This window comes from Klebsiella sp. 1SOBk10mer (genome assembly GCF_046602535.1).
GTDB classification, from domain to species: domain Bacteria; phylum Pseudomonadota; class Gammaproteobacteria; order Enterobacterales; family Enterobacteriaceae; genus Klebsiella; species Klebsiella quasipneumoniae.
In genome coordinates this window covers 226,926-240,301 of the sequence record NZ_JBKIUP010000004.1, presented here as the reverse complement: position 1 = coordinate 240,301, position 13,376 = coordinate 226,926, and the positions used below count along the sequence as shown (strand labels likewise).

At 60.0% G+C, this 13,376-nt stretch carries 13 protein-coding genes; 9 read left to right on the top strand and 4 right to left on the bottom strand.

Annotated features, from left to right (window positions below; genetic code table 11):
* Nucleotides 1–106: 106 nt before the first annotated feature.
* Nucleotides 107–1,186, bottom strand: coding sequence for a lytic murein transglycosylase B (mltB, locus tag ACLH1I_RS13505; RefSeq protein WP_043521292.1), 1,080 nt, complete (start codon nt 1,184–1,186; stop codon nt 107–109).
* Between the two features lie 277 nt (nt 1,187–1,463).
* On the opposite strand from mltB, the gene ACLH1I_RS13500 reads away from it, so the two are divergent.
* The 7 genes from ACLH1I_RS13500 (at nt 1,464) to gutQ (ending at nt 6,484) form a co-directional block, all read left to right on the top strand.
* A complete protein-coding gene (locus ACLH1I_RS13500; protein ID WP_004205677.1) occupies nt 1,464–2,027 on the top strand; it encodes a PTS glucitol/sorbitol transporter subunit IIC in 564 nt (187 codons plus the stop codon).
* Nucleotides 2,024–3,004, top strand: a complete 981-nt coding sequence (locus ACLH1I_RS13495) for a PTS glucitol/sorbitol transporter subunit IIB (RefSeq protein ID WP_004205675.1) — start codon at nt 2,024–2,026, stop codon at nt 3,002–3,004. Before ACLH1I_RS13500 ends, ACLH1I_RS13495 begins: the two co-directional genes overlap by 4 nt.
* 13 nt (nt 3,005–3,017) lie before the next feature.
* Entirely contained in the window at nt 3,018–3,380 is a 363-nt protein-coding gene (srlB, locus tag ACLH1I_RS13490) for a PTS glucitol/sorbitol transporter subunit IIA (protein WP_004205674.1), read from the top strand.
* A gap of 12 nt (nt 3,381–3,392) precedes the next feature.
* Nucleotides 3,393–4,172: a sorbitol-6-phosphate dehydrogenase gene (gene srlD, locus ACLH1I_RS13485; protein WP_002914815.1), complete on the top strand. Its 780-nt coding sequence runs from the start codon at nt 3,393–3,395 to the stop codon at nt 4,170–4,172.
* A 154-nt stretch (nt 4,173–4,326) separates the two neighbouring features.
* Nucleotides 4,327–4,686 carry a transcriptional regulator GutM gene (gene gutM / locus ACLH1I_RS13480; protein WP_048325461.1) on the top strand — a complete coding sequence of 120 codons (360 nt, stop codon included), beginning with the start codon at nt 4,327–4,329 and terminating at the stop codon, nt 4,684–4,686.
* A 66-nt stretch (nt 4,687–4,752) separates the two neighbouring features.
* Nucleotides 4,753–5,526 (top strand): glucitol operon DNA-binding transcriptional repressor SrlR, encoded by a 774-nt coding sequence (locus ACLH1I_RS13475; RefSeq protein WP_096833456.1) that lies wholly within the window; start codon nt 4,753–4,755, stop codon nt 5,524–5,526.
* A complete protein-coding gene (gene gutQ, locus ACLH1I_RS13470; RefSeq protein WP_094309093.1) occupies nt 5,519–6,484 on the top strand; it encodes an arabinose-5-phosphate isomerase GutQ in 966 nt (321 codons plus the stop codon). The genes ACLH1I_RS13475 and gutQ overlap by 8 nt, the downstream gene beginning before the upstream one ends.
* Here gutQ and norR read toward each other — a convergent pair.
* Nucleotides 6,447–7,997, bottom strand: coding sequence for a nitric oxide reductase transcriptional regulator NorR (gene norR / locus ACLH1I_RS13465; RefSeq protein WP_043521289.1), 1,551 nt, complete (start codon nt 7,995–7,997; stop codon nt 6,447–6,449). The genes gutQ and norR overlap by 38 nt on opposite strands.
* A gap of 187 nt (nt 7,998–8,184) precedes the next feature.
* Here norR and norV point away from each other — a divergent pair, with 187 nt between their 5' ends.
* Both norV and norW read left to right on the top strand, forming a co-directional pair.
* Nucleotides 8,185–9,633: an anaerobic nitric oxide reductase flavorubredoxin gene (gene norV, locus ACLH1I_RS13460; protein WP_048295431.1), complete on the top strand. Its 1,449-nt coding sequence runs from the start codon at nt 8,185–8,187 to the stop codon at nt 9,631–9,633.
* Entirely contained in the window at nt 9,630–10,763 is a 1,134-nt protein-coding gene (gene norW, locus ACLH1I_RS13455) for an NADH:flavorubredoxin reductase NorW (protein ID WP_094309094.1), read from the top strand. The genes norV and norW overlap by 4 nt, the downstream gene beginning before the upstream one ends.
* 842 nt (nt 10,764–11,605) lie before the next feature.
* Here the strand turns inward: norW and ACLH1I_RS13450 are convergent.
* Complete coding sequence (locus ACLH1I_RS13450; protein WP_004205666.1) at nt 11,606–12,553, bottom strand: hydroxyacid dehydrogenase; 948 nt, start codon at nt 12,551–12,553, stop codon at nt 11,606–11,608.
* Entirely contained in the window at nt 12,550–13,245 is a 696-nt protein-coding gene (locus ACLH1I_RS13445) for a diguanylate cyclase (RefSeq protein ID WP_017899644.1), read from the bottom strand. The genes ACLH1I_RS13450 and ACLH1I_RS13445 overlap by 4 nt, the downstream gene beginning before the upstream one ends.
* Between the last annotated feature and the right edge of the window lie 131 nt (nt 13,246–13,376).

Genomic DNA, 13,376 nt, shown 5'->3' with positions numbered 1-13,376 from the left:
GCGCTGCGCTTACGGGGCCACCAACCAGATAACAGACCGTCGCCCGGATAAGGCGCTACGCGCCGTTATCCGGGGAGGCTCGGATACTGTCAGCCGGATGACAGTATTAATAACCGCCGCGGGCCTGCGAAACCGCCAGGCCAAGCTGCCAGACGGCCATCGCGTAGTGGGTGCTGTGGTTATAGCGGGTGATGGTGTAGAAGTTCGGCAGCCCGTACCAGTACTCATAGCCGGTCCCGACGTCCAGGCGCAGCAGACTGGCCTGCTGATGGTTACCCAGCGGCTGGGTTGGGGTTAGCCCCGCCGCCGCCAGCTGCGACACGCTGTATTTGGTTTTGAAACCATTCTCCAGCCCCGGTGCCTGGCCCAGCGCCTGCACCGCCACCAGATCGCCGCTCACCCAGCCGTGCTGTTTGAAGTAGTTGGCCACGCTGCCGATAGCATCCACCGGGTCCCACAGGTTGATATGGCCGTCGCCGTTAAAGTCCACCGCGTATTGCTTATAGGACGACGGCATAAACTGGCCGTACCCCATCGCCCCGGCGAAAGAGCCTTTCAGATCCAGCGGGTCGTCGCTTTCGCTGCGCGCCATCAGCAGGAAGGTTTCCAGCTCGGAGGAGAAGTATTCGGCGCGGCGCGGATAGCTAAACGACAGGGTCGCCAGCGCGTCGAGGATGCGGGTTTTGCCCATCACCCGTCCCCAACGGGTCTCCACGCCGATAATACCGACAATGATTTCCGGCGGCACGCCGTAGACCTGATAAGCGCGGTTGAGCGCGTCCTGATATTGATTCCAGAACACCACGCCGTTCTGCACGTTATCCGGGGTAATAAACTGTTTCTTGTAGCGCAGCCAGGCGCCGGTAGGCCCGGTCGGCGGCAAGCCGGTCGGCGCCTGACGATCCATCAGCCGCAGAACGTAGTCCAGACGCTTCGCCTGCGACAGGATCTCCTGCAGCTGCTGCCTGTCGAAGCCGTGCTTCGCCACCATCTTATCGATGAACTGCGCCGCCGCCGGGTTGTTGGCGAAGTCGCCGCCCATCTGCATCACGTTATGCTGCGGTTCCAGCAAAAAGCCGCCGGTTCCACTCGCCATCTCCGTTTCCGCGGGAGTCTTGGGTTTGCTGCTGCAGGCAGCGAGGAGCACACAAAGGGGAAGTAAAGCCAGAGAGCGACGCTTCAACATGGGAATTCCGTTTAACAAATTCAGCAAGGGATAATTATGGTAAAGCATGCGACGACCAACAAGAAAGCGACAATCCGTTTGTAGACAAAATAGTCCTTCACCGACCCCTTCCCTGCATGCTGTCATGCCCCTCGTTATTTCATCCTCTCAGCGCCAACCTTTCAAAATAAAATATTTATCTTTCATTTTGCGATCCATTTAACACTTTAAAACCTTTCAAAATGATTAAAATCAGCCTGCAGTTAGCAAGAAAAATAACATGCTGAAGGAGAGAACAATGATTGACGTCGTGACCCACGGCGCGGAGTGGTTTATCGGCCTGTTTCAGAAAGGCGGCGAGGTGTTTACCGGCATGGTGACCGGGATCCTCCCCTTGCTGATCAGTCTGCTGGTGATCATGAACGCGCTGATCAACTTTATTGGCCAGCAGCGGATCGAAAAACTGGCGCAGCGCTGCGCCGGGAACCCGATCTCCCGCTACCTGCTGTTGCCCTGCATCGGTACCTTTGTGTTTTGTAACCCGATGACCCTGAGCCTGGGCCGCTTTATGCCAGAGAAGTACAAGCCCAGCTATTACGCGGCGGCGTCCTATAGCTGCCACTCAATGAACGGTCTGTTTCCGCATATCAACCCCGGCGAACTGTTCGTCTATCTCGGCATCGCCAACGGCCTCACCACCCTCGGCCTGCCGCTCGGTCCGCTGGCGGTGAGCTATCTGCTGGTCGGGCTGGTGACCAACTTCTTCCGCGGCTGGGTTACCGACCTGACCACCTCGATTTTCGAGCGAAAAATGGCGATTCAGCTGGCTCAGAAAGTGCATCTGTCAGGAGCGACATCATGACCCGGATTCGTATTGAGAAAGGCACCGGCGGCTGGGGCGGCCCCCTTGAGCTCGACGTCGTCGAGGGCAAAAAGATCGTCTATATCACCGCCGGCACCCGCCCGGCGATCGTTGACCGTATCGCCAGCCTGACCGGCTGGCAGGCGGTGGACGGTTTTAAAGAGGGCGAACCGGCGGAAAGCGACATCGGCGTGGCGATTATCGACTGCGGAGGCACCCTGCGCTGCGGGCTCTATCCCAAGCGCCGCATCCCGACGGTGAATATCCATGCCACCGGCAAATCGGGGCCGCTGGCCCAGTACATCACAGAAGATATCTACGTCTCCGGCGTCAAGGAGGAGAACATTCAGCGCATCGCGACCGGCGGCACGATAGCTCCCGAGCCACCGGCGGAGAACAACCGCGCGGGTCGCGACTACGACGCCAGCAAAAAGATCACTGAACAGAGCGATGGCCTACTGGCGAAGGTCGGGATGGGGATGGGCTCGGTGGTGGCGGTGCTGTTCCAGGCCGGACGCGACACCATCGATACGGTGCTGAAGACGATCCTGCCGTTTATGGCCTTCGTCTCGGCGCTGATCGGCATCATCATGGCCTCCGGCATCGGCGATTGGATCGCCCATGGCCTGGCGCCGCTCGCCAGCCATCCGCTGGGTCTGGTGACCCTGGCGCTGATCTGCTCCTTCCCGCTGCTGTCGCCGTTTCTCGGCCCCGGCGCGGTTATCGCCCAGGTGATTGGCGTACTGATCGGCGTGCAGATCGGCCTCGGCAATATTCCGCCGCACCTCGCCCTGCCGGCGCTGTTCGCCATTAACGCCCAGGCCGCCTGCGATTTTATCCCGGTTGGCCTGTCGCTGGCCGAAGCTCGCCAGGATACCGTGCGCGTCGGCGTGCCGTCGGTGCTGGTCAGCCGCTTTTTGACCGGCGCGCCAACGGTGCTGATCGCGTGGTTCGTTTCCGGATTTATTTACCAGTAAGAGGGGCCAGAACATGACCGTGATTTACCAGACCACCATTACGCACATCGGCGCCTGCGCGGCGATGGCGCTGGAAGAGCAAATGCTGATCACCTTCCGCGAGGGCGCCCCGGCGGATATCGAAGCGTATTGCTTTATTCACAACCACGGCGAGCTTGCCGGTTCGCTGCAGCCGGGGGCAGAGCTGCAGCTTGGCGAGCTGCGCTACCCGGTGACCGCCGTCGGCGACGTTGCCGAGCAAAATCTGCGCGAGCTGGGCCATATCACCCTGCGCTTTGACGGCCATCGCGACGCGGAGTTTCCGGGGACCGTCCACGTGGCGGGCCCGGTGCCGGACGCCATTGCGCCCGGCTGCGTACTGAAATTTGTTGCTTAACAGGAGAGAAAGATGAATCAGGTTGCTGTTGTCATTGGCGGTGGACAAACCTTAGGAGAGTTTCTGTGCCGCGGGCTGGCCGCCGAGGGCTACCGCGTGGCGGTGGTCGATATTCAGAGCGAAAAAGCCAGCCGCGTCGCCCAGGAGATTAACGCTGAATATGGCGAAGGCATGGCGTATGGCTTCGGCGCCGACGCCACCAGCGAGGCCAGCGTCACCGCGCTGGCCCATGGGGTGGATGAGATTTTCTCGCGCGTCGACTTGCTGGTGTACAGCGCCGGCATCGCCAAAGCGGCGTTTATTAGCGACTTTGCGCTGGGGGATTTCGACCGCTCGCTACAGGTCAATCTGGTGGGCTACTTCCTCTGCGCCCGCGAATTCTCCCGGCTGATGATCCGCGACGGCATTAAGGGACGCATCATTCAGATCAACTCGAAATCCGGCAAAGTCGGCAGCAAGCACAACTCCGGCTACAGCGCGGCGAAGTTCGGCGGCGTCGGACTGACCCAGTCGCTGGCGCTGGATCTGGCGGAATACGGCATTACCGTACACTCACTGATGCTCGGCAATCTGCTGAAGTCGCCGATGTTCCAGTCGCTGCTGCCGCAGTACGCCACCAAGCTCGGTATCGATGAGAGCGAGGTCGAGCAGTATTACATCGACAAGGTGCCCCTGAAGCGCGGTTGCGAATATCAGGATGTGCTGAACGTATTAATGTTTTACGCCAGCCCGCAGGCGTCGTACTGCACCGGTCAGTCGATCAACGTGACCGGCGGTCAGGTGATGTTTTAAAGGGATCCCGGATGGCGCCGCGCTTATCCGGGCTACAAAACTGTAGGTCGGGTAAGGCGTTAGCCGCTACCCGACGAAAAGGCACCGCGGATCGCTCGGGTTAGGCGCTCGCGCCACGACCCGGGTTGTTCCCGCCCCCCTTAAGGAGATACCTATGGTTACCGCATTAATCACCGTCGCCGCCATCGCCTGGCTTACCCAAATGGCCTTTGGCGGCTGGCAGATCCGCCGTTTCAATCGCGCTTTCGACAGCCTGTGCCAGCAGGGTCGGGTGGGGGTCGGCCGCTCCGCCGGACGCTTTCAACCGCGCGCCATCGTCGCTATCGCCGTTGATGATGACAACCGCATTTGCGACACGCTGCTGATGAAAGGCTTCACCATTTTCGCCCGTCCGCAAAAAATCCCCGCGCTGGACGGCAAACATATCGCGGAATTGCAGCCTGATGTGATCTTTCCCCATGATCCGCGCTGTCAGAATGCACTATCATTAGCGCTTAATCCGAAACATGGATAATTTCGTTGTAAAAGTAAATATCTTGCGAAATTATCACTTCGAAACTTAAACGCAGGATAGACGCCTATGAAACCACGTCAGCGCCAGGCAGCCATTCTCGAGTTCCTGCAGTCGCAGGGAAAATGCTCGGTCGAAGACCTGGCGCAACATTTCGATACGACCGGCACCACCATCCGTAAGGATCTGGTCACGCTGGAAAACGCCGGCACCGTCATTCGCACCTACGGTGGCGTGGTACTCAACAAGGATGAAGCCGATCCGCCGATCGATCATAAGACGTTGATCAACACCCATAAGAAAGCGCGCATCGCCGAAGCGGCGGTGCGCTTTATTCATGATGGCGACTCCCTCATCCTCGATGCCGGCAGCACGGTGCTGCAGATGGTCCCGCTGCTCAGCCGCTTCAATAACATCACGGTGATGACCAACAGCCTGCATATCGTCAATGCCCTTGCCGAACTGGATAATGAACAGACTATCCTGATGCCCGGCGGCACCTTCCGCAAAAAATCGGCCTCCTTTCACGGCCAGCTGGCGGAAAACGCTTTCGAACAGTTCAGTTTCGACAAGCTGTTTATGGGCACCGACGGCATCGATCTGAACGCCGGCGTCACCACCTTCAATGAGGTGTATACCGTCAGCAAGGCGATGTGCAACGCCGCCCGCGAAGTGATCCTGATGGCCGACTCGTCAAAGTTTGGCCGTAAAAGCCCCAATATTGTCTGCGGCCTGGAGCGCGTGGATAAACTGATTACCGATGCCGATATTGACCCTGCATTCCAGCGGGCGCTGGAAGCCAAAGGCATAGAAGTCATCATTACTGGAGAACATCATGAGTAACTTTTTGTTAGAGGCCGGACGCCAGACCCTGATGCTGGAGCTACAGGAGGCGAGCCGCCTGCCGGAACGCCTGGGCGATGACTTCATCCGCGCGGCGGAGACCATCATCCACTGCGAGGGCAAACTGATTGTCTCCGGTATCGGGAAATCCGGTCATATCGGCAAAAAGCTGGCGGCGACCTTCGCCAGCACCGGCACTCCGGCCTTTTTCGTCCACCCGGCGGAAGCCCTGCACGGCGATCTCGGCATGCTCGACGGTCGCGATGTGATGCTGTTTATCTCCTACTCCGGCAGCGCGAAAGAGCTGGATCTGATCGTGCCGCGGCTGGAGGAAAAAGGGATACCCCTGCTGGCGATGACCGGCAAATCCACCTCGCCGCTGGCGCTGGCGGCGAAAGCAGTGCTGGATATCGCCGTGGAGCGCGAAGCCTGTCCGATGCATCTGGCGCCGACCTCCAGCACCGTCAACACCCTGATGCTCGGCGACGCGCTGGCGATGGCGGTGATGCAGGCCCGCGGCTTCAGTGAAGAGGATTTCGCTCGCTCCCATCCGGCGGGGGCGCTCGGCGCGCGTCTGCTGAACAAAGTGCATCATCTGATGCGCCGCGACGACGAAATGCCGCGCGTCGGTACAGACGCCAACGTCATGGACGCGATGCTCGAGCTGAGCCGCACCGGGCTCGGCCTGGTGGCGGTCTGCGATGAGGCCAACCGCGTGCAGGGCGTCTTCACCGACGGCGACCTGCGCCGCTGGCTGGTGGGCGGCGGCACCTTAAACGACGGCGTCACGCAGGCGATGACCCGCAACGGCGTGACGCTGCAGGCGGAGAGCCGCGCGGTGGAAGCCAAAGAGCGGCTGATGAAACATAAAATCAGCGCCGCGCCGGTAGTGGATGAAAACGGCCTGCTGGTCGGCGCCATCAACCTGCAGAACTTTTACCAGGCCGGGATCCTTTAAGCCCCAGACGTTTCGCCAGCCGGTGCAGGTTGGCGACGTCCAGTTCCAGCGCGCGGGCGGTCGCCGCCCAGTTGCCCTGATGCGCCGCCAGCGTGCGGGAAATCGCCTCGCGCTGGAAGTTATCCGTGGCTTCGCGCAGATTCACGTTGCCCATCGCCGGCGCCGCTGCCATCTCCTCGGTCGGCAACGTCGGCGCAGCCGCTGTAAACTGGAAATGCTGCGGCTCCAGTACTACGTCATCGCCAGCCTGGGTAGCCCGCGCCAGCACCACCGCCCGGTGAATGGCATGCTCCAGTTCGCGCACGTTGCCCGGCCACGACCACTGCTGCAGCCTGTTACGCGTTGCCTCACTTAAAATTACCCGCGCCAGCCCCATCCGCAGGCGGCACTGCTCGCAAAAATAGCCTGCCAGCAGCACCACGTCATTTTCCCGCTCGCGCAGCGCCGGAACCGACAGCGGGAAAACGCTCAGCCGGTGATAGAGATCGGCGCGAAAGCGCCCTTCCACCACCTCCTGGCGCAGATCGCGGTTGGTCGCCGCCAGCACCCGCACATCGACCCGCAGGCTGCGGTCATCGCCGACACGCTGAATATCGCCATACTGCAGGACGCGCAGCAGCTTCGCCTGCAGCGCCAGCGACAGTTCGCCGATTTCGTCGAGGAACAGCGTGCCGTTATCGGCCATCTCAAATTTGCCGCTGCGGTTGCTGATAGCCCCGGTAAATGCCCCTTTCACGTGACCGAACAGCTCGCTCTCCGCCACGCTCTCCGGCAGCGCCGCGCAGTTGAGGTACACCAGCGGGTTAGCCGCCCGCGGCGAACCCTGATGCACCGCCTTCGCCACCAGCTCTTTGCCGGTCCCCGTTTCGCCGCTGATCAGCACGTTTAAATCCGAGGCAGCGACAATCTCGATCTCTTTTTTCAGCTGCAGCATCGGCGCCGACAGGCCGATGAGCTCCTGGCGCTCCGGCTGCGGGTAATTCACCACCTGCGGCGGCAGGACGTTTTGCGCTTCAAGGCGGGCGATAAGCAGCGCGTTATTCAGCGCCCCGGCCACCAGGGCGGCGATCAGCCGCAGCTCTTCATCGCTGAAGCTGTCGAAGCGGTCGGCATCCATACCGTCAAGGGTCAGTGCGCCGATCAGCGTTTGCCCGGCAAACAGCGGCAGCCCCACGCAGGCGTGAACCTTGAGGCTCTCCTGGCCGGGGATCAGGCCGTCATAGGGGTCCGGCAGGTCGCTGTCCGCCGGGAAGCGCACCACATCGCCGGCGCGGGCGATCGCCTCCAGCCGCGGATGCCCATCCAGCGCAAAGCGCCGGCCAAGCACATCCTGCGCCAGGCCATCGATCGCCAGCGGCACAAACTGATGGGCCTCATAGCGCAGCAGCGCCGAGGCGTCGCAGCCCAGGATCTGCCGCAGGGTGGCGATCAGGCGCGAAAAGCGGTCGACGTGACCGATATCGCTTTGTAAATCAATGGCGATTCTCGCCAGCGCCTCAACGGAAAAACTCATCATCGCTCCATTGTCATTTTGACAACCTTAATAGTCATATCGACTATTTTAATCATTGTCATTTTGACAGCAACGAAAATCATGAAAATTTAAAAATTCTTTTTATTCAATACTTTAAAAAACTGGCACGCAACTTGTAATACGCCAGGCAACTGAGTTTAAACACACTGTATTGATTGAGGTTGCTATGTCTATTGTGGTGAAAAATAACATTCTTTGGGTTGGCCAACGTGACTGGGAAGTGCGTGATTTCCACGGCACCGAATATAAAACGCTGCGCGGCAGCAGCTATAACAGCTATCTCATCCGCGAAGAGAAAAACGTGCTGATCGATACCGTCGATCACAAATTCAGCCGCGAGTTCGTGCAGAACCTGCGCCGCGAAATCGACCTCGCCGACCTCGACTACATCGTTATTAACCACGCCGAAGAGGACCACGCCGGCGCGTTGACTGAGCTGATGATGCAGATCCCGGATACGCCGATCTACTGCACCGCCAATGCCATCGACTCCATCAACGGTCATCACCACCATCCGGAGTGGAACTTCCACGTGGTGAAAACTGGCGACACTCTCGATATCGGCAACGGTAAGCAGCTGATCTTCGTCGAAACGCCAATGCTGCACTGGCCGGACAGCATGATGACCTACCTGACCGGCGACGCGGTGCTGTTCAGCAATGACGCCTTCGGGCAGCACTACTGCGACGAACATCTGTTCAACGATGAAGTGGACCAGAGTGAACTGTACGAACAGTGCCAGCGCTACTACGCCAACATCCTGACGCCCTTCAGCCGCCTGGTGACGCCGAAAATTAACGAAATCCTCGGCTTCAATCTGCCGGTAGCGATGATTGCCACCTCCCACGGCGTGGTCTGGCGCGATAACCCGACGCAAATCGTCGAGAAATACCTCGAATGGGCGGCGGATTATCAGGAAGATCGCATCACGATTTTCTACGACACCATGTCCAACAACACCCGCATGATGGCGGACGCCATTGCCCAGGGGATCACTGAGGTCGATCCACGGGTGGCGGTGAAAATCTTTAACGTCGCCCGCAGCGACAAAAACGACATCCTCACCAATGTTTTCCGCTCGAAGGGCGTGCTGGTGGGCACCTCTACCATGAACAACGTGATGATGCCGAAAATCGCCGGGCTGGTGGAAGAGATGACCGGGCTGCGTTTTCGCAACAAACGCGCCAGCGCCTTTGGCTCCCACGGCTGGAGCGGCGGCGCGGTAGACCGCCTGTCCACCCGCCTGCAGGATGCCGGGTTTGAGATGTCCCTGAGCCTGAAAGCCAAATGGCGCCCGGATATCGACGCGCTCGAACTGTGCCGCCAACACGGTCGCGACATCGCCCGCCAGTGGGCCCTCTCCCCGCTGCCGGTTGCTGAAGCGACAGTCACGCCGGAACAACAGGACTGCGCCTGTGCCGCCGCCACGGCCGCCGATCTCGGTCCCATGATGCAGTGCAGCGTCTGCCAGTGGGTGTATGACCCGGCGAAAGGCGAACCTAACCAGGATGTCCAGCCGGGTACGCCCTGGAGTGAAGTGCCGGACAATTTCCTTTGTCCTGAGTGTTCTCTTGGCAAAGATGTCTTTGACGTCCTGGCGACGGAGGCAAAATGAGTGATGGTATCGTCATCATCGGCTCGGGCTTCGCGGCCCGCCAGCTGGTGAAAAATATTCGTAAGCAGGATGCCGAAATCCCGCTGACCCTCATCGCCGCAGATAGCATGGATGAGTACAACAAGCCCGATCTCAGCCACGTCATCAGCCGCGGACAGCACGCCGACGATCTCACCCTGCAAAGCGCCGGCGAGTTCGCCGAGCAGTACAATCTGCGCCTGTTTCCCCATACCTGGGTGAACGATATCGACGCTGAAAACCATCGGGTGAAAAGCCTGGATAAGCAGTGGCGCTACGACAAACTGGTGCTGGCCACCGGCGCCACGCCGTTTATCCCCCCGGTGCCGGGCCGCGAGCTGATGCTGACGCTGAACAGCCAGCGCGAATATGGCGCCGCGCAGAGCCAGCTCCGCGACGCCAGGCGGGTGCTGATCGTCGGCGGCGGCCTGATTGGCTGCGAGCTGGCGATGGATTTCTGTCGCGCCGGTAAAGCGGTGACGGTGGTTGATAACGCCGCCAGCGTACTGGCGGCGCTGATGCCGCCGGAGGTCAGCAGCCGTCTGCAGCATCGCCTCACCGGGATGGGCGTCCATCTGATGTTAAAAACGCAGCTGGAAGGGCTTGAGCATACCGCCGACGGCATCCGCGTTAGCCTCGATCGCCAGCGCGTGATAACCGTCGATGCAGTGGTGGCCGCCGCCGGCCTGCGCCCGGAAACCTCGCTGGCGCGCCACGCCGGATTGCAGATTAACCGCGGCGTGGTGGTCAATAGCCAGCTGCAAACCAGCGACCCGGCGATTTACGCCCTCGGCGACTGTGCGGAAATCAACGGTACGGTAATGCCGTTCCTGCAGCCGATTTTACTCAGCGCCATGTGCCTGAGTAAAAACCTGCTGGCGCAGACGGGAGAACTGAAACTGCCGCCGATGCTGGTGAAGGTGAAGACCCCGGATCTGCCGCTGCATCTGGCCGGCGATACCCGTCGCGAGGATCTGACGTGGAACATCGTGGCCGCCAAAGAGGGGCTGGTGGCGAAAGGGCTGGATGGTGAGAAGCAGCTGCGCGCCTTTGTGGTCAGCGAAGACAAGATGAAAGACGCCTTTGCCCTGCTCAAACAGCTGGTGAGTTGATGACCTTCCAGGCAGCCCTGTTGCGCCGTTAGTTTGCCGGGTGGCGCTACGCTTACCCGGCCTACAGGATCCACTCACAGGCTCACACCCCGTAGGCCCGTGCAAGCGCAGCGCCGCCGGGCAAGATATCAGGCACGGTATCCTTGATTTCGCCGGGTGGCGGCTGCACCTTACCCGGCCTACAGCCCCAAATCACCGCTGGCGCTGGGGTCGCTGAAACTGCCGGTGCTGACGGCCTCAAAATCGCTGAGACGTTCCCGGAAGGCCGGGGCAGCCCGCATGGATGCGGGCTGAGGGCCGTGTTTTGCACGGACGCTGCCTCGGCCCGACCCGAAGCCTGCAGGGATAAGTCGAAGGGACCGCGCAGCGGCGATTTTGCTGGCCGGAGCCCGGGGGTACAGGGGGCGGCGGCGACTGGCCGCCCCCTGTGCGCTCCCTGCGCCATGAAAGACATAACGCAGAAGATTAACCGGGAGCGCAATGTACGCTGAAGTTACAGGCGACAGACGCTGTTGCCGGAGTGACAAAGTGGCATTCCGATAACCGTATCTGCAATACACGCAGCGCCGCCGGGCAAGCATTGATTACCTCCCACGCAGCCCTGTTGCGCGGTTATTTTGCCGGGTGGCGCTACGCTTACCCGGCCTACGGATGTAACCCGTAAGCTCAAACATTGTAGGCCCGCGCAAGCGCAGCGCCGCCGGGCAAGCGTTGATTACCTCCCACGCAGCCTGTTGCGCGTTAATTTCGCCGGCTGGCGCTACGCTTACCCGGCCTGCGGACGCCGCCCGTAAGTGCATAAGGGCAGAATAATTAACCGGGAGCGCAGGTTCGGTTAACACTTAATACGTTGTTTCTGTCTGAGCCAACTCCTGCAGCACCTGCAGAATGTTGGCCGCGGCGGCGGTCCCCATTTTCACGTAAGAGGCATCGCTAACGCCGCCCACATGCGGAGAGAGAATGACATTATCGATCGCCTGCCAGATATGCGGCGTGGTTAATGGTTCACTATTAAAGCTGTCAAGCGCCGCCCAGCGCAAGGTCCCCGCTTTTAATGCCGCGGCCAGCGCCGCATCGTCAATCAACCCGCCGCGCGCGGTATTCACCAGGATGGCGCCCGGCTTACACTGCGCCAGCGTGGCGGCATTGATCATTCCCCTGTTTTGTTGCGTCAAAGGGCAATGAAGCGACAGCACATCGGCCTGCATGAGCAGCTCGCTAAGTTCAGCAACACGTTCACATTCCGGCGGAACCGCTTTCGCATACGGATCGTAAGCCAGAACCTTCATGCCAAAGGCACAGGCAATCTTCGCCACCCGGCTGCCAATGGCGCCGAGGCCGATGAGTCCCAGCGTTCTGCCCTCAAGCTCAAGCGATTTATGCGTTGATTTATCCCAGTGCCCTTCGCGCAGGCGGCGATCAAGCGGAATGACCGACTTAGCACAGGCCAGAATTAACGCCCAGGTGTGTTCGGAAACCGCGGCGGCATTCGCCCCGGTCGCCGCGCGAACCAGAATGCCGCGCGCGGCAGCCGCCTCAACGTCAATGACATCGATGCCACTGCCATGTTTGGCAATCACCTTCAATGCAGGGGCGGCATCCATAACGGCGGCAGTGATGTGGCCATAGCGCACCAGGATGGCGACGGGATTGTGCTGCTGGCACAGCGCGATCAGCTGGGCCTCTGTAGGCTGGCGGCCGGCAAAGACAAGTTCGTAATCTTCCAGCATCCCCAGCGCCGCGTCAGCCAAATCGCTGCCGGTAATCAGTATGACATTTTTAGCGCTCATGGCAGTGTCTCCCCTTCGCTCAGCATCCCCGCCTGACGCAGAGCGCTCTCCAGCCAGTGCGGACGAAGGTCGCCGTCGCGGATAGCAACCAGACGTTTTGATTCCATTTCCAGTTTACCTTTCGCCAGCTCGATGATAGTGCGGACTTCATCGCGCGGGATAACAACCACGCCGTCAATATCCCCTACCACTAAGTCACCTGCCTGCACCGCGGCGCCACCGACCGAAATGGCATGATTGACCCGGCCAGGAATGAACTTGGTGGGGCCGCACGGATTCAGGCCGGCTGCGAAAACCGGAAAGCGTTGTTTACTTAAGGTTTCCGCATCACGAACAGCGCCATCGATGACGATCCCGGCGATACCGCTGGCCTGCGCCTGCGTTGCCATGATCTCTCCCAGCAGCGCGCAGGAGAGATCGCCCTTCCCGTCGATGACCAGCACGTCGCCAGGTTTGGCGACGGCCATTGCGGCGTGAATAGCCAGATTATCCCCTGGGCGTACCTCTACGGTAATCGCCGGCCCGGCAACCGTCATATGCGGCGCCAGCGGCTTGATGCGGCCATGTAATGTGCCACGGCGTCCGGCTACGTCAGCCAGGATGGCGGCCTGAAATTCGGCAGCCTGACGGACCTCTTCCGCGTCAACACGCGCAATATCAAGATTGATGAGTTTCTGTTGTGAAGCAGACATGGTGACTCTCCATTTGTTTTACTAGGTACAACTTGTGTGTACTATATAAAACAACTATACGAGCATTGCGTCGCTTTTCGCCAGTGTTGCGAAGTTGTTTGTGATGCAAACACGAAGTTACTCACAAAATT

What these genes read in the sequence shown, in the direction of transcription:
- mltB (WP_043521292.1), bottom strand. Translation starts at nt 1,186, where the DNA reads ATGTTGAAGCGTCGCTCTCTGGCTTTACTTCCCCTTTGTGTGCTCCTC.
- ACLH1I_RS13500 (WP_004205677.1), top strand. Translation starts at nt 1,464, where the DNA reads ATGATTGACGTCGTGACCCACGGCGCGGAGTGGTTTATCGGCCTGTTT.
- ACLH1I_RS13495 (WP_004205675.1), top strand. Translation starts at nt 2,024, where the DNA reads ATGACCCGGATTCGTATTGAGAAAGGCACCGGCGGCTGGGGCGGCCCC.
- srlB (WP_004205674.1), top strand. Translation starts at nt 3,018, where the DNA reads ATGACCGTGATTTACCAGACCACCATTACGCACATCGGCGCCTGCGCG.
- srlD (WP_002914815.1), top strand. Translation starts at nt 3,393, where the DNA reads ATGAATCAGGTTGCTGTTGTCATTGGCGGTGGACAAACCTTAGGAGAG.
- gutM (WP_048325461.1), top strand. Translation starts at nt 4,327, where the DNA reads ATGGTTACCGCATTAATCACCGTCGCCGCCATCGCCTGGCTTACCCAA.
- ACLH1I_RS13475 (WP_096833456.1), top strand. Translation starts at nt 4,753, where the DNA reads ATGAAACCACGTCAGCGCCAGGCAGCCATTCTCGAGTTCCTGCAGTCG.
- gutQ (WP_094309093.1), top strand. Translation starts at nt 5,519, where the DNA reads ATGAGTAACTTTTTGTTAGAGGCCGGACGCCAGACCCTGATGCTGGAG.
- norR (WP_043521289.1), bottom strand. Translation starts at nt 7,997, where the DNA reads ATGAGTTTTTCCGTTGAGGCGCTGGCGAGAATCGCCATTGATTTACAA.
- norV (WP_048295431.1), top strand. Translation starts at nt 8,185, where the DNA reads ATGTCTATTGTGGTGAAAAATAACATTCTTTGGGTTGGCCAACGTGAC.
- norW (WP_094309094.1), top strand. Translation starts at nt 9,630, where the DNA reads ATGAGTGATGGTATCGTCATCATCGGCTCGGGCTTCGCGGCCCGCCAG.
- ACLH1I_RS13450 (WP_004205666.1), bottom strand. Translation starts at nt 12,553, where the DNA reads ATGAGCGCTAAAAATGTCATACTGATTACCGGCAGCGATTTGGCTGAC.
- ACLH1I_RS13445 (WP_017899644.1), bottom strand. Translation starts at nt 13,245, where the DNA reads ATGTCTGCTTCACAACAGAAACTCATCAATCTTGATATTGCGCGTGTT.